We start from the raw sequence: 20,175 nt of genomic DNA, 5'->3' as shown, positions 1-20,175 counted from the left end.
GCGGGCCTCGCTCCAACCTGCATTCAGCGAAATCGAGACGGGGTCTTCAGAACGTGAATCCGACCTCTCCCCTTATCATGAACGGGTCACCGGGGATCACGTACTCATAGCTGTACGAAGCCGGGAAGTAGCGCTTGTCGAACAGGTTTTCTATGTTGACCTGCGCCCTGAACCGCCCCCTCGTGTAATACGCCGCCGCTTCGGCCAGCCAGTACGAAGGCAGGTCAAAGGTATTCAGCAGATCGCCCGACTGCTTACTGTAATACTGTCCCCCTACCCCCGCGCCGAGCCCCCTGAGCGGCCCCGTCTGGAGCACGTACTTCGTCCAGAGGCTGAGCGCATTCTTGGGCACGTTGATCGTTGGGGTCCCCTTCGGGATGAACGTATCCTTCAGAACCTCGGCGTCGGTGTACGCATAGGCCCCGATAAAATCCCACCCCGGTGCGGCGTTCGCTGCAACCTCCACCTCGAAACCGCGGCTCCGCTGCTTCCCCGTGTTTATGGAGAACCCGGGATTGAGCGGGTCTTCGATCGCCACGTTCTCCTTCGTTATCTGGTAAACCGAAACGGTGGACTGAAGCCTGCCTTCGAAATAAAGGGTCTTGAATCCTCCCTCCCACTGCTCCCCGGTTTCCGGGGGAAGAGGCTTGCCCGATGCATCCGTGGACCCGACCTGCGGATAAAAAGACCTGCTGTAATTTCCGTACACCGATACGCCCGGCACGAATTCCCACGCTATTCCCACTCGCGGCGAGAATTTATTGTCGTCCTTCTTGTAATTGATATCGAGTATCCTGTCTTCGTTATCGGTCCATACGAAATCCCAGCGCCTGCCGACCAGTATCATGAGCTGGTCCCAGAGGAGCGCCTGCTCCTGTGCGTATATCCCGAGCTGCTTCTGCGTATCCCGCTGAAGCGCAATCGGGGCGAACTCTCCCGGCTTCGCGCCATACACAGGATCGAATATGTCTATCGGCGCGATCCCGGCGAACGTCGCGGAAAAATCGGCCGTCTCGTAGAAGAAGTCGGCGCCGATAAATGCGTAATGCTTTACAGGGCCGGTCTCGAACCTGGCCGACCCTATATTGTCCACGTTAACAGCCTTGTTCCTTTCGTGGCTCTCGTAAACGAAGCGCGTAAGGGTCCGCATGTCGGGCTCGAGAATCGAGTTGTATATGCCCCCGAACTTCGTCTCCTGCCATCTGAAGCGGAAGTTCTGCCTGAATGAGAACACCTCGTTAAAATTGTGGGAAAACTGATACCCCAGCAGCGCGCGGGTGCTGTCGGTTATGTTCTGATATCCCGGCTCGCCCAGGTTACGCGATATAGGCAGCCTGCCGTTGGGGTTGTTAAGCACGGTCCCCGGGGCCACGAGCGGCATGGCCACGGGAACGTTGTCGTGAACGAACTGTGTCAGGATAGTAAGGTTCGTGTTGGGGCCGAGCGCAATGCTCACTGCCGGGGCCGCGTAGATCCTCTCTCCGGTACTCAGGAAATCCGTGAACGTCCCCTGCCTCCTGTAAAGCGCGTTAAAACGCCCGGTGACGGCACCGGATTCCACGAGCGAGCCGCCGACGTCCGCCCCCACCTCGACAAAGTCGTAATTCCCGACGCCGACGTGAAGGTCGGCGAAGCCCCCCGGCCTGGGCCTTTTGCTCACCATGTTCACGAGCCCCCCACGTTGCTGTACCCGTAAAGCGCCGACGCCGGCCCCTTAAGGACCTCCACCCGCTCGAGCCCGAACACTTCCTCCGAGATCGATATGTAACGGCGAAGGGGGAGCCCGTCCAGGAATGTGTTGTTCCCGGACTCAAAGCCCCTTATCCGGTAATAGTCGTAATTCTTGTAATAGCCTCCGGGTATGACTCCGGCGACATTCCTTAAAACGTCGTCGAGATTTGTCGCGTACTGGTCGTCCATGAGGTTACGGTCCACGACCTCGACCGAAAACGGTGTCAGCAATATCGGGGCGTCGGTCTTGGTCGCGGTGTTGGCGTCCTCGGCGATATAGCCCTCGGTCCCGCCTTCCTCGGCCGCGTCGGTTACAGTAACTTCCGGCAGCTGGAACTGGCCCTGGCTGTCCGTTTCGCCGGTTTCTGGCACCGTTTCCGCCTCGTCCGCCGCATATACGAGATGCGCCCGGGTACCCGCCCCGAGGATTAACATAAGACACAAAAATATCCGGTTGACTCTCCTCATTTTTCTCTTTCCCCCTTATTTCTCTGGTCTGTTCTTCACGATTAATATTCAGGCTGTATTTTCTACGGGCCTATTATGATAATGAATATCATTATTATAATTATCAGGCTGGACGGGCATTGTCAAGGAATGGCGGCAGCTTACATTTATATCTTAAGGAAGCACTTCTTATTTATGTAGATACATGAATCGATAGAAACTACTCGTTGGGCCTGATAATAAAGGAAAATGTATATACAATTCTATTTGGTGTAGCTACATTGATTAGCCACGGAATTAACCCCGGAAAATTTTGCTTGATAAGGCCGGGGCGCATCGTAGACTATTACATTGAAAGAGGGAATTTAGTCACATGAAGACACCTTCCGCAAACGATAACTCCGCCTCGCCTATAGCGAGACAGTCAGTGCTCGTCCTCCTTTCAGCGGGCGCGCTCATTATTTGCGGAAGCTATGTCCTGGACGGTTTCGGCGAAAACAGCGGCTCCGCCCGGGAGCCGCACTCGGTCTCGCATCACCTCAATTCCCGGGCCGGGCAGTACGCCGCAAGCACGGACACCGGGGACGAAGACGGAGGAGGCTACGGCGCGGGGTGCCAGCTCGCAAGGCTCTCCGATTCCGCTGCGGGTTACGTGTTCGCCGGCTCTCTCAGCCCGTATTGGTACTCCGTACAAATACCGGTCAATCCGTTTAAGTACGAATCTCATTTCGGCTTTTCTCCCCTTAGATCACCCCCGCATCTCTCCTGACACAACTCTTTTCAGCCGAATGGATATACACGAGACCCTTCGGGCCTTTTCCGTCTGGAAACGGGTTCGGTGCGGTCGTCAAATACAAACGTAAACGGAGGTTTTACGACAATGAAGAGATTAGCGAAAATAGGAAACATATTGATGGTGGTAATGCTCCTGGCCGGCGGGGTGACTTCCTTCGCCGCCGCAAAGAATTCCATGAGCCAGGCCTCTGCCAGGCCGCATGTAATGATGGGGCAGATAACCTCGATCGGCAACCACAGCCTTACGCTCAAGGACAAGAACGGGAAGATGCAGACAATACAGCTCACGGACACCTCGATGACGAGCGGGCTCAAGAGCGGTGACAGGGTGAGCGTCGCCGTCGAGAACGGCCATGCGTCCTCCATCAGGAAACTCGCGGGGACGTCTACAGGTTACAAGTAAAATCACTCTCCATACGGGTGAACAATACCAACCGGAAGGGGGCGGGCCGAAAGGCCCGTCCCCTTTTTTGTTTGCTCCTCCGGGGTATTCATCCGATAATAAATTATAATCTGCGAGCATATGGCATACGACGAAACTCTAGCGAAACGATTGAGGTATGCGCTCCGCGGCGCGGGGGCCGTGTCTGAAAAGAAGATGTTCGGCGGTCTGGCCTTCATGCTAAGCGGCAACATGTGCTGCGGAATCACGGACGACCTGCTTATGGCCAGGGTCGGGCCGGCGGCGTACGACGACGCGCTTGCAAGGCTGCACGCGAGGCCGATGGATTTTACGGGAAGCCGATGAAGGGATACGTCTACGTCGAGCCGGGCGGCATCGAGTCCGACCGCGAGCTCAGGGAATGGGTCGGCAGATGCGTCGGGTTCGTTCGAACCCTTCCGGAGAAATAGAAACCCGGCTGATACTACTGTCAGGCGGAAGGCTTAGAGAACCGCTCCGGCCTCAGCACCACCACCGGAATCTCCCTCTCCCCTGCCCTTTTCCGGTATTTCTCGTATCCGTCATAAACGCCGACGGCCTTTTCCCAGAGCCTGTCACGCTCCTCGCCCACGGCGTCCGACGCCGTGCATTTCACAGTCTCACCGTCGACGAAGATTTCGACCTCCGGATTCGCCCTGAGGTTTACATACCACGCCGGGTGCCTCCTGTTCCCTCCCCTGGACGCTATAAGGACGAAATTATCCCCGTCCCTCAGGTACAGGAGCGGGATGGTCCTCTCTTTTCCAGTTTTCGCGCCGGTGGTTTTAAGGAGAAGGCACGGCCACGCGAACGTCATGTTGAGCTTCCCGCCCGAAGCCCTTATCAGCCGCCTGTCCACCGCCGAGCCGACGTTGATTATGGTCCACGCCCCGGCCCGTGTCGAGCCGAACCACCCGAGAAGCCTTTTCCCCGCGCCGTCCCTTTTTTCGTTCATTGCCGGGACCCCCGCTATATGATAAAACATGCGCGGCAAAGTCCGCAAGAAGCCTCCAACATTAGCGTCAAGCCTCCTGTATAGTAAATAAACGCACGCACGCCACACATTATGAAAAGAACGCACCTCACAAAGCTCGCCCTGACGCTGGTTTTTTCCCTGACGGCAGCGTCCTGCGCCAACGTCGGCAGGTTCACCGACATAATGAACCCCGAGGAGCTGTCGAAGGAAGAGCTACGGAAGCTCCCTTACGAGACCACGCCGGGATACCGGTTCATGGTAGCCGTCGAGCCCGGTGCGGCGCCCGGAGGGGGCGAAGGGCTGCTCGAAGACATCGACGCCCGGTTTACGGAATTCAGCAGATGCTTCGGAATCACGGACGGCGGGAAGGAAGTGTCGGACTACCTTATAACCGTAGTCCACGGAACGTTTACCTGCGTCTACCACAGGGGGAGGTGTAACGGCGAGTTCGACCCGGACTTTTCCCTTATAATCGTCAGCTACAAGGCGTTCAACCGAAAAGGGACCCTGCCTCTCCTCGAGCACGAATGGGCGCACGCATACGGCATACTCTCGAGCGATCACGAAAACCTGGACGAAGTCCAAAAATGCACAAGATATTGAAAGCGGCCGGGATATGCGCCCCGCCGGACGCCGGAATCAATACCCTCTATATCCCGTCGGCTTACTGTAGTTCCCGTCGATGAACATTTCCCTTGCGGGGTCGGGGTCTTCCCCGCTGCCCCGGAGCTTGTTAAGCTCGTCTTCGCGCTTGGCCTGGTTAACCGGCTCGTAGGTGTACACCATCTTCACGGTATGGTCCTGCGTGTTCGTATGAAGGACTATCCTCACGTCGGGGATGTGCCAGGTCCACGTCTTGAAGTAAAGCATGCTGTCCGAGCTCGCGGGCTTGCCGTAGGTTTCGGTCAGATACTGATTCAGCATCTTCTGGTACTCACGCTCCTCCGACGAATCCTTCGCCGAGAAAATAAGGGCGGACGACAGGAGCTTCTTGTCGTAAAATTCGAGCCCCGTGCTGACGTCCGTACCGTCGAGCGCCAGCGGAAGCTCCGTGATTACGCCCTGCATCTGTATGGTTCTTATCTCCTTCGAATCCACCTCGTCGTTCATTATCCTCTTGCCCCGCGATTCGATTAACTTTTTGGCGTCTTTTTCCGACATGCCGAACGAAAACCCGAGCGGCGCGAGGTTCGCCTGATCGGCGGACGCAAAATGAGAAAAAGCGAAGAACGATATCACGGTGATTATTAAAAAGGATTTAAGCGGACCCGGCATAGGACTATCCCCCCGTTTTATATCTCTCGTTACGGCTCGATTGTAAAAAGCCTTAACGTAAAAAGTTAAAAGATGACCCGCCCAAAATCAAGTTTTTATTTGAGCCAGTACCTGTCGGCCAGGTAGCTCAGGAGCAGTATCGCCGCCATGTACGAAACCAGCCACACATACCTCGCTTTCCACTTGCCGTGCCCGTGCGAGGCGTCGTAAACCCCGGCCGTGTAGCCGCCATAAGGGTATATAAGGCTCACGCCGTACCCCACCGCGACCGCCGAAACGCAGCCCGTAAGGTTCCACCAGAGCCACGAGACTTCAGGGAACCCCAGCCATAGGACGAGATTAACCGCGATCCCGGTCGCTACCCCCGGCTTCACGCCCGAAGGGCCCGATCTTTTGAAAAGAAGGCCGAGCAGGAACGCCGCCAGGACCGGGCCGTAAAAAATCGAGCCCACCTTGTTGACGGCCTCTATAATCGTGTCCGAGATCCCCCCCACGACGAACGCGAACCCCGTGCAGACGACCCCCCAGAAGACGGTCATTATCCTCGACCACCTGACGTAATGCGCGTCGTCGGAATCCGAATTCACGTATTTCTGATAGATGTCCTTCATCGACGCCGCGCTGAGTGAGTTGATTGACGAATCGAGGCTCGACATGAAGGCCGCGACGATCGCCACGACGATGAATCCTATAAGCCCGTGGGGAAGGTAGTTGAGCACGAATATGGGAACCATGTAATCGAGCTTGTCCTTGGGGATGAGGCTCATGAACTCGGGATTCTCGTACGCGTACGCCCCCACTAAAAGCCCCATGCCGACGTAAGCCGATACGAGCAGGAACCTCGCGAACCCGTTCAGCAGCAGCGACTTCCTCGCGTCGTCGAGCGAGCTTGCCGACATCTCCCTCTGTATCTGGCTCTGGTCGCATCCGTAATAAGAGACGTAAAGGAAAAACCCGCCCAAAAAGAGCGCCCAGAAGCTGAAGTCGTCGCCGTCTCCGAAGCCGTGGGTCCCGAGCTTCATTATGTGAAGCCGCTCGGCGTCGAATCCCGAAAGGACGCCCTCCCGGCCCCCGGACAGCATATAGGCCGCGCCGCCGCATACGAATATCCCGAGCGTGAGAACGACCATCTGGAGCACGTCGCTCCACACGACGGCCTTCATCCCTCCCCACGCGTCGTAGATAATGGTTATAGCGCCTATCGCGAGAATGGTCGGCGCGAGGGGGAGCTTCCAGACGGCGGACAGCACGAGCCCTATGGCGTATATCGACACCCCCGTGGCGAGCGCCCTCCCGATGAGGAAGATCGAGCTTACGATAGACCGCGTTCCGGAATCGAACCGCTTCTCCAGGTACTCGTAAACGCTGACTATATCCTCCCTGTGGATTACGGGAATGATAAAGATCATCACGAATACCACGGCCGCGGGTACGGCGAATTCGTACCCCAGCCACGACAGGCCGCCCCCGGGCTTGAGCGCGACGAACGCGGGGGCGGATATGAAGCTTATGGCCCCGAGCTGCGTCGCCATGGTAGACATCCCTATCGCCCACCACGGCATCTCCCTTCCGCCCAGGTAATAATCCTCGACGGTTCCCTGCCCCTTGCCGAAATACCGCCCGAGGAAAAGGAGGACGAGTACGTAAACGGTTACGACGAGCCAGTCGAGTGCGTTCATAAAAAGATCACGGTCCTCCCAAACGGCCGGAGACGGCAAAAGGCTAATGTATCAGGTGCCCGATTCCGAATATTCGACAGGGGTCTGATCGATTTCGGACAGCGTCAGCTCCCCTATCTCTATCCGGTTAATGAACTGCTCCGCCGTCAAGACCCATCCGTACGACTCCGCTATCTGGCCGAGGGACGCCTCGTGGTACTTCCGCTCCCGCGAAGCGACGCAGTCGCTAAGGAGTATGACGTCGTAGCCCTTGTTGAAAGCGTCCCTTACGGAGCTCTCGACGCAGATATACGTGTCTATTCCCGTGAATATTATGGTGTTCGCCCCGAACGACCTCAGCCACAGCTCGAACTCCGTATCCTGGAAAACGGAGTCGCGCCTCTTCTCGACGATATAATCGTCGTCCGTCGGGTAGATCTCGTCTATGACGTCGGCGTCCCATGTGTCCCTTATGCACAGATGCATGCTGCCGAGCTTCTCCTGCCTGCTTTCCGGGAGTATCCTGTGCACCCTGTCCAAAAGATCCAGGCCCGAAGCCTCCCTTATCGCCTTCGCATAGTACACCGGGACGCCCTTTATGCGCATGAAATTTATCATCTTCCCGAGCGTCGGAATTATGGCCCTGTAGGGGGCGATGTTGAATCCGAACTTGTCGAACGAACCGCCCACGCCGCAGAACCCGTTCTGCATGTCTACCACCAACAGGACTGCCTTGATTTCCATGCCGGCAAACCTCCCCTTGCCGCCGGGCGGCAAGTGTTTGGATTAATTACTCCCGGCCCCCACGATAGCCCCCGGCGCGCTCTCCTCGCTGAGCTCCCTCAGATAAGCCGCCGTCTCGGGCGTTCCGTAATGGTTCCCGAGATAACGGTAGCTGCTGCCGAAATCCACGAGCTCGACGTCGGCTACGGCTACGTCCTTTCCCTTGTAGTGCTTCGAAGCCAGGGCCTGTATCATGTCGTGCACCCCCGTCCCTTCCTGGGCCGGAGACTTCTCCCTGTATGCAAACTCCCTCGGTATACCCTTCCTCATCGACAGCTCCCTGTGGACGCGCTTTCCGTAAACATCGTCCCCGCCCGTTAACTTCAGATGCGGGGCTATCCTCATGGCGGTCCTCATGACCTCGCGGTCGAGGAACGGAGCCCTTAGCTCTATGGAATGCGCCATGGCCATCCTGTCTTCCCTTTCGAGCGTGTCCTCGTACAGCTTGTCTATATCCTCCCAGAGCTTCTGGTGAAGATAAAGGTGCCCGTGCTCCCTGACGACGTCCCTGTACCAGGAATATCCGGCGAAGAGCTCGTCGGCCGCCTGCCCGCTGAACATCACCTTGTGGCCGTCCCTCGCACAGTTTCGTGCGGCTATGTACATCGGTATCGCCACCTCCACCTGCAGAAGCCCGTTAAGCTCGATCGACTTTATGACCTCCGGCAGACACGAGCTTATCGAGGCGTCCGTCAGGTACTCGACGTTGATCTCGAGCCCGAGCTCGCGCGCCGCCTTTACGGCCATATCCACGTCCCCGCTCCCCTCGGCCCCGACTGTGTAGCAGGTGACCCTGAGCCCCTTCTGCTGAAGCGCCCTTGCCACGAGCACGCTGTCTATGCCCCCCGAAAACAGCACCCCGACCCTGTCGAGCCCGCGCACCCTCTTTTCCACGGCGCGGTCGAATGCTTCCCCGTAGGCGCATATGGCCTCTTCCATGTCGTTTATCTCTATAGGCGGCCTTTCGACCTCATAACCACCGTGGACCGAAACCCCGTCGCCGTTCACCAGGACCAGCTTTCCGGGAAGAACCCTCTTGATTTCGTCGTTGCTCCGCGCGTGTAGAAGGGCCTTTCTTTCCGAGGCGAAATAAAACGGCAGCCCGTCCGTGTAGTAAAGGGGCTTCTTCCCTATCGGGTCCCTCGCCAGCACGAGCGAATCGCCGTCGGTCACCGCCAGCGCATACATGCCGTCCAGAACGGGCATGGCCTGCTTTACGGCGCCTAGCAGATCGCCGTCGTAATACTCTTCCAGAACCCTGAGAACGACCTCGCTGTCGCTCCCCGTTCCGAAATCGTCGACCAGGAGCTTCCGGAGCTCCCTGTGGTTGTATATCTCGCCGTTGTGGACGAGCGTGAGCCTTTCGCCCGCTATGGGCTGTACGCCGTCTCTCCCGCCCACGATTTCGAGCCGTGACTGGGCGAGGCATATGCTCCCGCTCGATCTCTTTAATTTGAGGCCCGAAATCTTTTCCGCCGAAGACACTTCGCCGTCGAGGTATACACCCACCTGGTCCGGCCCCCTGTGCCTTATTTTGGACAACATATCAAGGCCTTCCGAGAGCGGGACGTCCTCCCCCTCGTCCATGAATCCGCATAATCCGCACATAGTGTTATTCCTCCTTGGATGAAATGCACAACGATTAACATGCCGACCGGCAAGGAAAAGCTTGGGTTCGGGAAAAATCGAAAAGTGGCGCTGCCGGAAGACGGCAATCGGTGCTTAATTCAGTTTTCGGATTGTAATTCTTCTAATGCTTGTCTAGATAGATTACCTTACAAACCGCCTGATATCAAGCCGTTTTCGATTTCAAGCGTATATATATTATTTATGCGCTATCTGTTATATTATATATTATGCAGGTGTATCGCGCCGGTCCGATCCGGCCATTTGAGACTCGGCGCGAAAGGCAATATAATCTATGATGAATGAAAACTGTTATCGGCGTGATAGGGGCTTCCGAAGCGGCTTCGGGCGAGCGCGAAACGGCGCTTGAAGTCGGCAGGCAAATCGCCGGTAAAGGGGCCGTCCTCTTATGCGGAGGCTCCGGGGGAGTGATGGAGGCCGCCTGCATGGGGGCCCGCTCTAAAGGGGGACTGACGGTAGGCATCATACCGGGGGTGTCCAAATCGGACGCCAACAGGTACGTGGACATACCGATAGTTACAGGAATGGGGCACGGAAGGAACGTCATCGTCGCAAGCTCGTGCGACGCGGTGATTGCGATAGGCGGAGGGTTCGGCACGCTGTCCGAAATAGCCTTCGCCCTCAGATTGAAAATACCGGTCGTAGGGATAAGAACCTGGGATGTATCGTCTGAGATTAAAAAAGCAACCGGCCCCGACGAGGCAGTGGATATGGCTGTTGAGCTCGCTCGTGCTCGTACTGACGGCGGCCTGCGGTAGCAAGAAGACTTTTGCCCCGCCGCCTCACACCGAGGTAGTGCCCAGGGTCAGCGAGGAAGACATAGCCAAATGTCTCAGAGAACCCGTCACGCTCAGGGCGGGGAACGGGTACCACGTGCTCGAAGCGGGCGAGACGCTCTACAGGGTCTCCAGGATCTACGATACCACAGTCGACGAGCTCATAGAGATAAACAACATACAGGACTACACCGACATCCCGACGGGCACCCGCCTCAGGGTCCCCGGCGTCACCCAGCCTTCGAGCTTCATCCGGCCCCTTCCCGGCGGCATCTCGTCCGGGTACGGTAAAAGGGGCCGGAGGTTCCACTGGGGCATAGACATCCCGGCCCCGGGCGGGACGCCCATAAGGGCCCCTGCGGACGGGCTCGTGCTAGTGAGCACGAACGGCATGAGGGGATTTACGGGCTACGGCAGGGTGGTCGTCATAGAGCACGGAAACGGAATAAGCACATTATACGCGCACAATAAATCGAACGAAGTCAAAGCGGGCTCGTGCATCAGGGCCGGGGAGGTGCTGGGGAGGGTCGGCGCCACTGGGAACGCCACGGGGAATCATCTCCACTTCGAGATAAGAAAGAACGGAAAGCCCGTAAACCCGCTCGATTACCTTCCCTAGATTACAAGGAGAAAGCTGAATGGTAGAGCTTAGAGAATATATAAGGGATATACCCGGATTCCCGCGTGAGGGAATAATATTCCACGACATCACACCGCTCCTTCAGAACGCAAAGGCGTTCTGCGGGGCAATAAGCCGTATGGCGGAGCTGCTCGGGGACAAGGAGATAGACTTCCTCGTCGGCATAGAATCGAGGGGGTTCATATTCGCCTCGGCGCTCGCGCTCAAGCTCGGGACGGGGCTCGTCATCGTAAGAAAGCCGGGTAAGCTCCCCTACGTCACGATAAACGCATCATACGACCTCGAATACGGCTCGGACTCCCTCGAGGTTCACAGGGACGCGATACACGACGGCAGCAGGGTCGTCCTCATAGACGACCTCCTCGCGACGGGAGGCACGGCCAGGGCTGCGGGCGATCTCGTCCGCCAGCTCGGCGGAGAGATCGCGGGCTACTGCTTTCTCGTCGAGCTCACGGGGCTCGGCGGCAAGGCGAAGCTCGCGCCCGGCCCCGTATGGTCCGTGCTCGAATACGACCTATGAAAAAGATAGGCATTATCCTGAACCCCTCGGCCAAGATAAACAGCAGGAAAACCGCGGGCGTCCTCAAGAGCCTCGGCGACACGTTCGGCGACAAGGCCGTTCTCCGCACGACGAAAAACAAGGGGGAGCTCCCCGGCGCCGTAAAGAAGCTCAGGAAGGAAAAGATAGAAATCCTCCTCATAAGCGGCGGCGACGGCACCATCTGCAACGTGCTTACGGAATACGTAAACCAGCACGGCGAAGACGGGCTCCCGATAGTAGTCCCCCTCATGGGCGGGACCATCAACATGATAGGCTCCGACGCCGGGCTAAGGAACAGCCAGCTCTCGATCGCGAGGAAGATCAACGATTATATAGACAAGGGAAAGCCCCTCCCCTTCACCGAGCGGAGCCTCGTCCGCGTCACCGACGCGAGCCGCGAAAGCCCCGCCTACGGGTTTACGTGGATAGACGGCCTCCTCTACAACTTCCTCCTCGAATACTACGGCCAGGGCGCCGGGATCCAGGTGGCCTCCGTGATGACTATGAAGATGCTCGTGGCGCTCATATCCAACGCCGACAGCAGCACATTCAAAAACATCGATTCCGCCGTGCACATGGACGGCGTAAGGCTTCCCCACGAGGGCCACGTCCTCCTGATAGCCTCGGGGCTGAGGAAGCTCGTCTTCGGCTTCGACATCTTCGCCGAAAAGTCCGAGCCCGGCGTCACGTTCAACGCCGTCTACATAAGAGAGGAGTACCTCAGGAAGAACAGGCACACGCTGCCCCTCGGGCTCTACAGGAGCCTCAAGTCCGACCCGGCCGGCAACTTCGTAAACAGGGCGCTCTCGTCCTTAAGGGTCGAAAGGAACATGGGCTACATAATCGACGGCGAGATATTCAAACACGAAGAGCCTGTCGATGTCACGATGGAGCCCGGCCCCGGAATCAGGATAATATCCTTCCATGGCGAGAAGAAGCTCCCGCCCGAAAACAGGATAGAAATCCCCTACGGAAAAATCGAATGAACACGATAAGAGTCAACCTGAAAAAAGAAGAAGACAAATCCTACGACATAGTCATAAAGGAAGGGGCGCTCGGCGGCGTTCCGCGCGACCTCGGGGAAGCCGGTCTCGCACACAGGCTCGCGATAGTGACGGATTCCAACGTCGCCCCCATCTACGGAGAAAAGCTCCTGTCCGCGTGCGAGGCCGAGGGGCTTGCCCCCCTTCTGATTACATTCCCCGCCGGCGAGAGGCATAAGAGCAGGGAAACGAAGGCCCTCATCGAAGACCGCATGCTCGAAGCCGGGTTCGGCAGGGACTCGGCCGTGATCGCGCTCGGGGGCGGGGTCGTCGGCGACGTCGCCGGGTACGTGGCCGCTACCTACAGCCGCGGCGTCCCGTACGTCCAGATTCCGACCACGCTCGTCGCGTGCGTGGACAGCTCGGTCGGCGGGAAGACGGGCGTCGACACCCCTCACGGGAAGAACCTCATCGGTGCGTTTCACCAGCCCTGGCGCGTATACGCCGACGTCGAGACGCTCATGACCCTCGACGTGAAGGAAATAAGAGAAGGCCTCGCCGAGGTCATAAAATACGGCGTCATTGCCGACCCGGCGCTCTTTTCGTACCTGGAAGACAATATCGGCAAGATCCTCGAATACGACCGCGCCGCCCTGGAGCACGTCGTCGTCAGGGGGTGCGAGATTAAAGCCGGGGTCGTCGAGAAGGACGAGCGGGAATCCAATCTCCGGAAGATTTTAAACTTCGGCCACACGATAGGCCACGCCGTCGAGAACCTCTCGGGCTACGCCGTCACCCACGGCCAGGCCGTGGCCATAGGCATGGTCGCCGAGGGCAAGATAGCAGTCGGCATGGGGCTCTTCGGTGAAGCCGGGCTCGAAAGGCTCGTCCGGCTCATCGAAAAGGCGGGCCTCCCGACGGAGGTCCCGGCCGGCATGGACGCCGGAGAGATAGCGGGGGCGATGAAGCTCGACAAAAAATCCCGGGGCGGGAAGATAGAAATGGTCCTCCCCGAGTCCCTGGGCCGCATGGCCGAGCCCGGCGGAAGCTACGGCATAAGGATAGACGAAGCGCTCATACCGGCCGCGATAAAGTAAAATACCGGCATCGATACCGTAAGGACCCCGCAATTGAAAAAGCTCCGCGATATTAACCCGATACTCGACGTATCGCTCCATACGATCCCGCTCGACCTCGAAAGCGTATTCGGCAACGCAGGCGAACGCGCCCTCGAAATAGGCTTCGGCGACGGGGACTTCCTCATAGAATGCGCCCTCGCCGATCCCGGCGCGAACTTCCTCGGCGTGGAGGTAAAAAAGAGGCGCTTCAACACGGCGGTAAAAAGCGCCGCGAGAAGGAAGGCCGCCAACGTAAAATTCCTCCACATGGAGGCCGTCATCGCGGCAAGGGAGCTCTTCCCGCCCGATTCCTTTTCGGCCGTCTACATCAACTTCCCTGACCCCTGGCCAAAGGACAGGCACGAAAAACACAGGATAGTCAACCCCTGGTTCCTGACGCTCCTTTCCGGGATCATGAAAAAAGGCGGCGTCCTCGAGCTCGCGAGCGACCACAGGGAATACGTCGCCAACGCCCTCGAGACCCTCGGCGCCATGGAGTGCTTCTCCCCGGTTTTCGGCGAGCCCGGATACGTTAACGAGATTCCCGGAAGGCCGCTGACCGGCTACGAGAGGGAATTCAGGGAAGAGGGAAGAGAGATTTATTATGCGAAGTTTACAAACCTCAAATGATTCGCGATATTTATTCCCGCAACCGGGTGGGAAAATACCCGCGTGGTAAAATACAGAAGAACCGAATTAAAGGAGGAACACTAATATGAGAACCGGAGCGATGATAGCCAGCCTAATATTTTCAGGACTGTTTCTTACCGGCTGCGACGGCGGAGAGCCGGGATACCTCTTCCACCTTATATTCGTGGTCGCCCCTGTAATCGGCATCGGAATACTGCTACTGAAACGTGCGGACGGCACGAACGATTCCCTCTACATCCTCGAGGGCCAGGTAAAAAGGCTTTCGGCCAGGCTCGACGCTATAGAAGAAAAAATGACGGAGCTCCTCGAAAAGGACACCAAGGGCAAGACCAAAAAGTAGTTATTACGGGGGGGTGTGGGGTCGGCTTCAGTCGTTACTGTTTTCCGGGTTCTCGAGGGCCTCTACCTGGTATTCGATAGGGACCTGGCCCAGGTCGTTAGTAGCGTGGAGGACGCCGTTTTCGTCCGTCCACGTAAAGAGGCCCCCCCTGACGCCGGGGACAGAAAGATCGTCTCCTTCGGGACCGGCCATCTCGCTCGGAGCGGAAGGCCCCGCTTCCGCGCCTTCTTCCGCTCCGGATTCCTTTTCGGCGGCGGCCTCTTCTTCGGCCTTCTTCCGGGCGGCTTTTTCCCTCTCTTCCCTGCTCTTCCGGAGCGCCTCGTTTACCTCTATGTTACTGCTTGGCTGCGTCGTAGTCCCCAGGGTCCCCTCCCCCTTCCTGTAGTCGATCCCCGTAGTCTTTTGCATAGTCGAAAGGTCGTACGGGTTCAGATCGTCCCTCGGGGTCACAATATACTGCGGGAAGTCCGGGGGCGTCGGTGCCCCGGGCGCGGGAGCAGGTGCCGGAGCCGTCTGGGATATAGACTCGGCGGGCAGGGCGAGAAAGCTCACAAAGAACGCCGCCGCAAAAACGGCAGCTATGGACATTTTACGCCTCATCATCGCTATAATATACACCCTCGAAGCTCATTTCACAACAGTATACCGAACAATTATTTAAACGTATATCGGGTATAGCAGTTAAAACTTAAACTCGATTCTAGCACCATGCAGGGCCGGACTTAAAGCGGCTTATTCGGTTTATTCAGGCTATTCGGCAACACTCAGAAGGTAAAACGCACATATAACAAGGGAATGTGTGATCTTCCCCGTTCTGACGAGCCCGGGCACGTCCGAAAGCGGGGCCGTATAGGCGACTATATCTTCCGTCGTGTCGAAATGGGGCTCCTCGATTTTCTTCGCCGACCGCGCGAGGAAGGTCGCGCACCTGTTGTTCTGTATGGCGGGGTTCGGAACGACGGCTCCGAGCTCGACCCACTCGTCCGAGGCGTACCCGGTCTCTTCGAGGAGCTCCCTTCTGGCGGCTTCGAGCGGCGTCTCGCCGGGGTCTATCATACCGCCCGGTATCTCTATGGTCTCGGAACGTATTCCGTGCCTGTACTGCCTTATGAGCACGACGTCCCGGTCGCCCTCTCCCGTGAGCGCGACTATATTAACCCAGTCCGGGGCCTCGATGACGAAAAAGTCGTGCCGCTCGCCGGTGACGGGCGATACGGCTGCGTCCTTCCGTGTCGAAAATACCCTGTTCGACGTGATACGCTCCGATTTTACGAGATCCCATTTCTTTACCATGAGCCTTCCGAGTGGATGAGTCACAGCCTCCTGGCGGCTGCACGTAAATTCTTACGTCAGTCCCTGATTTCGACCTTCGCCAGCTTCTTCTGCGTTTCCTCTTCGTACCATACGTGGACGAAATCCCTGATCGAGAATTCGTCCTCCCTGTCTATCCTGCCCAAAACGCGCTTTTTAAGGAGGTTTTTAGCTGTGCGGAAGGCGTCTCCCGAAATGGCGGCGAACGACGATGCCGCGCTTGCGACAGCCGCCTCGAATTCCTCCGCCGTCGGCGCTTCGTCGACGAGCCCTATGGCCAGGGCCTCTTCGGCCGAGAACATCTTCCCGGAATAAAGGACCTGCTGGGCGCTCCTCGCGCCGATGGCGAACCTCAGCATCTCGGCTATGCTCGTGAAAATAGTCACTCCCAGCGTAAGTTCGTTCAGTGCTATCTTGGGCTTGCCCGAAACCATTATCCTCCGGTCGCATGCGAGCGCGAGTACGCACCCTCCGGCTACCGCGTGGCCGTTCAGCGCGCCGATCACCGGCTTCGGAAAGCCGAAGACATACTTCACCAGCTCCGAGAACGCCGTTACGAACATCCTGAACGAATCCTTCGGGTAATCCATGAATCCCGGTATGTCGAAGCCGAAGGAAAAGAAGCTCCCGCTTCCCGTAAGTATCACGGCCCGCACGGAGCCGTCCGTTTCGGCTTCCCTGAAGGCGCCGTGAAGCTCGGCCACCATATCCTCGTTTATGGCGTTCACCTTCGGCCTTTTTAAAGTTATCGTCGCCACGCCGTCATTCACGGCTAAACCGACATATCTCATACGCTCCTCCTTCTGAAATAGCTCTCCGCACGGATTATCCCGCGGCCGCCTCCCGGCCGCAATATTATCACTATACAAAGCCCTCTTAGCTGTTAATATTATCACAGTTGTAAATCTCGTACAGAATTGGGAGGTTCTGAAATGAGAACTGTTTACGTTGTGCTCTTGACCGTTCTGTGCCTTTCTCTCGGCGCGGCGGTGAGCAGTGCAGAAACAAAGGGTGATGCAGCTAAGGGTAAGACGACTTTCGAGAATACGTGCGCGGCATGCCACGGGCCCGGGGGCAAGGGCGACGGTCCCGCCGCGGCGGCGCTCGACCCGAAGCCGAAAAACCTGACCGACGCCGAGCTTCTGTCCAAGCAAACCGACGACTTTATATACAAGGTCATCAGCGAGGGCGGCGCTTCCGTAGGTCTTTCCCCGATGATGGCCCCCTGGGGAGGGGTGCTCTCCGAGCAGGATATATGGAACGTCGTGGCATTCATAAGGCAGGATCTCTGCAAGTGCCAGTATAAGAAATAAATCCTCGAAGCGGGGCGGTAACAGCGTTCGCCGCCCCTTTCGACCATAAAAGACATATAATTAGAAGAAACGCCGGATCGAGACGAGGGAAAGGATGACGAAGATAAAAATGCTCAGGTTAATTCTTCTCGGGCTTTTCACAGCGCTCCCCATGGGCTGCGCGAGCGTCGAGCCGGGGACAATAAACGATCCCGGTCAGGCCGTGGGCGCCCCGACCGAGCCTTCCGAAATCAGCGAGGGCATGGAAGAGGGCGACGATTACCCGGAAGAGTACGAATGAAAATACCGGCGGAATAGGCCGGGCAAGGTTGTTTATCGAGTTTCTGCACTATTTCCTTTGACCTGTATTCCAGGGATGTTACAATCTTCCTGATTTTCAGATATACGCCGGAGAGGTGACCGAGTGGCCGAAGGTGCACGCCTGGAAAGTGTGTAGGGGGTTAACGCTCCCTCGTGGGTTCAAATCCCACCCTCTCCGCCATATATATTCGGCGCAGTAACCCCAAGGAAATCAGACGCACGGATGTCAGCCGAGCCCCCGGAGAATAATTATCCATAATCGGGTATTTTTATTGTGAGCGTCCCGACAGGGGGATGCCTTTTTAACGGACAAAAGATTCACCAGTTAGTCAGGCCCGTACGTCAGGGGCTTGTGAACCCCGCCAGGCCCGGAAGGGAGCAACGGTAACGAATCCCCCTGAGCGTTGCGGATACCTGGCTAACTGGTTTTTTCACGGTGACAGATGTCCTACCTCGTCCTCGCAAGAAAATGGCGGCCCGGAACGTTCGACGATATCACGGGTCAGGAATACATAACCCGCAGCCTGAAGAACGCTGTTTCGACGGGGAAGACCGCCCACGCGCTTTTATTCTCGGGGCCGCGAGGCGTCGGCAAGACGTCCAGCGCGAGGATCCTGGCAAAAGCCCTTAACTGCAAGCACGGCCCTACCCCCGATCCCTGCTCCGAATGCTCGTTCTGCATCGAGATAGCCGAGGGCAAATCGCTCGACGTCATCGAAATAGACGCCGCTTCACACACCGGCGTAAACGACGTCAGGGAAATAATAGAGAACATCAAGTACCTGCCGACATCGGGCAAGTACAAGATTTATATAGTCGACGAGGCCCACATGCTCTCGCAGTCGGCCTTCAACGCACTCTTGAAAACGCTCGAAGAGCCTCCCCCGCACGTCGTCTTCATTCTCGCGACGACCGAGGTCCACAAGGTCCCGGTAACGATTCTCTCCCGCTGCCAGCGTCACGACTTCAGGAAAGTCCCCGTCGAGCAGATAAGGGCGAGGCTCACGACGATAACGACGGCCGAGGGAATAGAGGTCGGCGAAGAGACGCTCTACACCGTCGCCCGCGAGGCCGACGGCAGCATGAGAGACGCCCTCAGCCTCATGGACCAGCTCCTGGCGACGTTCGGCAGCACGATAGCCCACGACGACGCGCTCCGCATTCTCGGGGTCCTCGACAGGAATATACTCAAATCGGTGCTCAGGGCCGTAATCGGGAAGGACCCGAAGGCCGCCATAGAGGCGCTTAACCTCGCCATGGAAAAAGGCATCGAGCCCAAGCGCTTCGCCGAGGATTTACTGAGGGGCCTCAGGCACGCCCTCCTCATAAAGGCCTGCGGCAGGGACGCCGTGGCCGAGCTCCCGGACGAGGAAAAGCGCGAGATCGAAGAGACGGCCTCGGGCGAAAGCGTCGAAACCCTGGAGGTCCTTCTCGGGCAAATGCTCGAAGGCGCCGAGGGCGTGCAGAGGTCTTTCTACCCGCAGACCGCGCTCGAATTCACGCTCATCAAGCTTGCGACGCTGGAAAGAACGATACCGATAGAGAGCATAATAAAGAGGCTCGAAGGCCTCTCGGCGGGCGCTTCTTCGGGCGGAGCGCGTCCCGGGCCCGCCCCTTATACGAGAGAGCCCGCCCCTGGGCGCGAGGCCCCTTCGAGGCCTGAGCCCGAGAGGCCCCCCGAAAAAAGGCCCGCCACGCCCTCCCCCCACGGGCGAGAGAGAGAAACTCCTCCGCAGCGCCCCACAGGAAAGACGGAACCCTCACAGGCCGGCCTCGACGGATTCATACAGTACGTTAAGTCAAGAAACAGCGTAATAGGAACTTACATAGGCAGGGCGAAGGAAGTTACCCTCGACGGAGGCGTTCTGACGCTCGCCTTCGAAAGCTCACTTCACGCCGATCGTTTGAGGAATAAGGACCGGTATGACTCTCTCCGGGAATATCTCGGCGAGTACTTCACCGAAGCGCCGAAAGTAGAGATAGTCGAGGTCGCTCACTCGGCCGAGCCCGCGAAAAAGAGCGCCAGGTCGTGCAGGGAAGAAAAGAAGAAAAAAATCCACGACGACCCCGTCATAAAGCAGGCGGAGCAGATTCTGGGGGGCAGGGTCGTAAGCGTAAAACCAAGGGAAAAGGAGTAGAGATATGAAATTCGGCGGCGGAAATATAAAGAACCTCATGAAGCAGGCCAGCAAGATGAAGGAGCAGATGGAAAAGCTCCAGGCCGAGGCGGGCGAAAAGACTGTCGAGGCGACATCGGGCGGCGGTATGGTCACGGTGGTGGCCAAGGCCAGGGGCGAGGTTATCTCCATAAAGATCGAGCCCGAAATAGTAAACGACAGCGACATCGAGATGCTCCAGGACCTCGTCACCGCGGCAGTGAACGAAGCCCTTAACCGCGGTCAGGACGTCATGAAGGAAGAGGTAGCCAGGCTCGCCGGCGGCCTCGGGCTTCCCCCGGGCCTCATATAA

General features: G+C 57.6%; 24 protein-coding genes, 1 tRNA gene, 1 other RNA gene and 1 pseudogene. 17 read left to right on the top strand and 10 right to left on the bottom strand.

Annotated features, from left to right (window positions below; genetic code table 11):
• Positions 1-46: 46 nt before the first annotated feature.
• Both PKC29_01525 and PKC29_01520 read right to left on the bottom strand, forming a co-directional pair.
• Positions 47-1,663: a TonB-dependent siderophore receptor gene (locus PKC29_01525; GenBank protein HML94088.1), complete on the bottom strand. Its 1,617-nt coding sequence runs from the start codon at positions 1,661-1,663 to the stop codon at positions 47-49.
• A 2-nt stretch (positions 1,664-1,665) separates the two neighbouring features.
• Positions 1,666-2,103: a TonB-dependent receptor plug domain-containing protein gene (locus PKC29_01520; GenBank protein ID HML94087.1), complete on the bottom strand. Its 438-nt coding sequence runs from the start codon at positions 2,101-2,103 to the stop codon at positions 1,666-1,668.
• Between the two features lie 448 nt (positions 2,104-2,551).
• Here PKC29_01520 and PKC29_01515 point away from each other — a divergent pair, with 448 nt between their 5' ends.
• The 3 genes and pseudogenes from PKC29_01515 (at position 2,552) to PKC29_01505 (ending at position 3,825) form a co-directional block, all read left to right on the top strand.
• On the top strand, positions 2,552-2,947 hold the full coding sequence (locus PKC29_01515; protein HML94086.1) for a hypothetical protein: 396 nt from the start codon (positions 2,552-2,554) through the stop codon (positions 2,945-2,947).
• 111 nt (positions 2,948-3,058) lie between these two features.
• On the top strand, positions 3,059-3,376 hold the full coding sequence (locus PKC29_01510) for a hypothetical protein (GenBank protein HML94085.1): 318 nt from the start codon (positions 3,059-3,061) through the stop codon (positions 3,374-3,376).
• A 120-nt stretch (positions 3,377-3,496) separates the two neighbouring features.
• Positions 3,497-3,825 (top strand): annotated as a pseudogene (locus PKC29_01505) (TfoX/Sxy family protein).
• A 20-nt stretch (positions 3,826-3,845) separates the two neighbouring features.
• Here the strand turns inward: PKC29_01505 and PKC29_01500 are convergent.
• Positions 3,846-4,349 (bottom strand): nitroreductase family deazaflavin-dependent oxidoreductase, encoded by a 504-nt coding sequence (locus tag PKC29_01500; protein HML94084.1) that lies wholly within the window; start codon positions 4,347-4,349, stop codon positions 3,846-3,848.
• A 111-nt stretch (positions 4,350-4,460) separates the two neighbouring features.
• Here PKC29_01500 and PKC29_01495 point away from each other — a divergent pair, with 111 nt between their 5' ends.
• Positions 4,461-4,973, top strand: a complete 513-nt coding sequence (locus PKC29_01495; GenBank protein ID HML94083.1) for a hypothetical protein — start codon at positions 4,461-4,463, stop codon at positions 4,971-4,973.
• 36 nt (positions 4,974-5,009) lie between these two features.
• Here the strand turns inward: PKC29_01495 and PKC29_01490 are convergent, their stop codons facing one another.
• The 4 genes from PKC29_01490 to PKC29_01475 all read right to left on the bottom strand — a co-directional run bounded on the left by PKC29_01490 (position 5,010) and on the right by PKC29_01475 (position 9,694).
• Positions 5,010-5,645 (bottom strand): hypothetical protein, encoded by a 636-nt coding sequence (locus PKC29_01490; protein HML94082.1) that lies wholly within the window; start codon positions 5,643-5,645, stop codon positions 5,010-5,012.
• A 95-nt stretch (positions 5,646-5,740) separates the two neighbouring features.
• Entirely contained in the window at positions 5,741-7,324 is a 1,584-nt protein-coding gene (locus PKC29_01485; GenBank protein HML94081.1) for a sodium:solute symporter, read from the bottom strand.
• 51 nt (positions 7,325-7,375) lie between these two features.
• The gene (locus tag PKC29_01480) at positions 7,376-8,047 is read right to left on the bottom strand and encodes a cysteine hydrolase (protein ID HML94080.1); all 672 of its coding nucleotides are present in this window, start codon (positions 8,045-8,047) and stop codon (positions 7,376-7,378) included.
• A 42-nt stretch (positions 8,048-8,089) separates the two neighbouring features.
• Positions 8,090-9,694, bottom strand: a complete 1,605-nt coding sequence (locus PKC29_01475; protein HML94079.1) for an asparagine synthase-related protein — start codon at positions 9,692-9,694, stop codon at positions 8,090-8,092.
• A 320-nt stretch (positions 9,695-10,014) separates the two neighbouring features.
• Here PKC29_01475 and PKC29_01470 point away from each other — a divergent pair, with 320 nt between their 5' ends.
• From PKC29_01470 to PKC29_01440, 7 genes are all read left to right on the top strand, one after another.
• The gene (locus tag PKC29_01470) at positions 10,015-10,491 is read left to right on the top strand and encodes a TIGR00725 family protein (GenBank protein HML94078.1); all 477 of its coding nucleotides are present in this window, start codon (positions 10,015-10,017) and stop codon (positions 10,489-10,491) included.
• Positions 10,451-11,128, top strand: coding sequence for a LysM peptidoglycan-binding domain-containing M23 family metallopeptidase (locus PKC29_01465; protein HML94077.1), 678 nt, complete (start codon positions 10,451-10,453; stop codon positions 11,126-11,128). Before PKC29_01470 ends, PKC29_01465 begins: the two co-directional genes overlap by 41 nt.
• Positions 11,129-11,147: 19 nt before the next feature.
• Positions 11,148-11,669: an adenine phosphoribosyltransferase gene (locus PKC29_01460; GenBank protein HML94076.1), complete on the top strand. Its 522-nt coding sequence runs from the start codon at positions 11,148-11,150 to the stop codon at positions 11,667-11,669.
• Positions 11,666-12,676 (top strand): diacylglycerol kinase family protein, encoded by a 1,011-nt coding sequence (locus PKC29_01455; protein ID HML94075.1) that lies wholly within the window; start codon positions 11,666-11,668, stop codon positions 12,674-12,676. Before PKC29_01460 ends, PKC29_01455 begins: the two co-directional genes overlap by 4 nt.
• Entirely contained in the window at positions 12,673-13,770 is a 1,098-nt protein-coding gene (aroB, locus tag PKC29_01450; GenBank protein HML94074.1) for a 3-dehydroquinate synthase, read from the top strand. The genes PKC29_01455 and aroB overlap by 4 nt, the downstream gene beginning before the upstream one ends.
• Positions 13,771-13,803: 33 nt before the next feature.
• On the top strand, positions 13,804-14,421 hold the full coding sequence (trmB, locus tag PKC29_01445; GenBank protein ID HML94073.1) for a tRNA (guanosine(46)-N7)-methyltransferase TrmB: 618 nt from the start codon (positions 13,804-13,806) through the stop codon (positions 14,419-14,421).
• Positions 14,422-14,506: 85 nt separating this feature from the next.
• The gene (locus PKC29_01440) at positions 14,507-14,782 is read left to right on the top strand and encodes a hypothetical protein (GenBank protein HML94072.1); all 276 of its coding nucleotides are present in this window, start codon (positions 14,507-14,509) and stop codon (positions 14,780-14,782) included.
• A gap of 27 nt (positions 14,783-14,809) precedes the next feature.
• Here the strand turns inward: PKC29_01440 and PKC29_01435 are convergent, their stop codons facing one another.
• The 3 genes from PKC29_01435 to PKC29_01425 form a co-directional block, all read right to left on the bottom strand.
• Positions 14,810-15,370: a hypothetical protein gene (locus PKC29_01435; GenBank protein ID HML94071.1), complete on the bottom strand. Its 561-nt coding sequence runs from the start codon at positions 15,368-15,370 to the stop codon at positions 14,810-14,812.
• A gap of 162 nt (positions 15,371-15,532) precedes the next feature.
• The gene (locus PKC29_01430) at positions 15,533-16,075 is read right to left on the bottom strand and encodes an NUDIX hydrolase (protein HML94070.1); all 543 of its coding nucleotides are present in this window, start codon (positions 16,073-16,075) and stop codon (positions 15,533-15,535) included.
• Positions 16,076-16,131: 56 nt separating this feature from the next.
• On the bottom strand, positions 16,132-16,884 hold the full coding sequence (locus tag PKC29_01425; protein HML94069.1) for an enoyl-CoA hydratase/isomerase family protein: 753 nt from the start codon (positions 16,882-16,884) through the stop codon (positions 16,132-16,134).
• 141 nt (positions 16,885-17,025) lie between these two features.
• Here PKC29_01425 and PKC29_01420 point away from each other — a divergent pair, with 141 nt between their 5' ends.
• From PKC29_01420 to PKC29_01395, 6 genes are all read left to right on the top strand, one after another.
• Positions 17,026-17,406 carry a cytochrome c gene (locus tag PKC29_01420; protein ID HML94068.1) on the top strand — a complete coding sequence of 127 codons (381 nt, stop codon included), beginning with the start codon at positions 17,026-17,028 and terminating at the stop codon, positions 17,404-17,406.
• A 94-nt stretch (positions 17,407-17,500) separates the two neighbouring features.
• Positions 17,501-17,686 carry a hypothetical protein gene (locus tag PKC29_01415; GenBank protein ID HML94067.1) on the top strand — a complete coding sequence of 62 codons (186 nt, stop codon included), beginning with the start codon at positions 17,501-17,503 and terminating at the stop codon, positions 17,684-17,686.
• Between the two features lie 109 nt (positions 17,687-17,795).
• Positions 17,796-17,887 (top strand) — tRNA-Ser (locus tag PKC29_01410).
• Positions 17,888-18,032: 145 nt separating this feature from the next.
• Positions 18,033-18,130: signal recognition particle sRNA small type (gene ffs / locus PKC29_01405), an RNA gene on the top strand.
• A 19-nt stretch (positions 18,131-18,149) separates the two neighbouring features.
• The gene (gene dnaX, locus PKC29_01400; GenBank protein HML94066.1) at positions 18,150-19,844 is read left to right on the top strand and encodes a DNA polymerase III subunit gamma/tau; all 1,695 of its coding nucleotides are present in this window, start codon (positions 18,150-18,152) and stop codon (positions 19,842-19,844) included.
• Between the two features lie 4 nt (positions 19,845-19,848).
• A complete protein-coding gene (locus tag PKC29_01395) occupies positions 19,849-20,175 on the top strand; it encodes a YbaB/EbfC family nucleoid-associated protein (protein HML94065.1) in 327 nt (108 codons plus the stop codon).

This window comes from Thermodesulfobacteriota bacterium, from assembly GCA_035325995.1.
GTDB lineage: Bacteria > Desulfobacterota_D > UBA1144 > Nemesobacterales > UBA2774 > JADLGH01.
The sequence above is the reverse complement of the archived record's forward strand: the minus strand, read 5'-3'. Positions and strand labels throughout refer to the sequence as shown.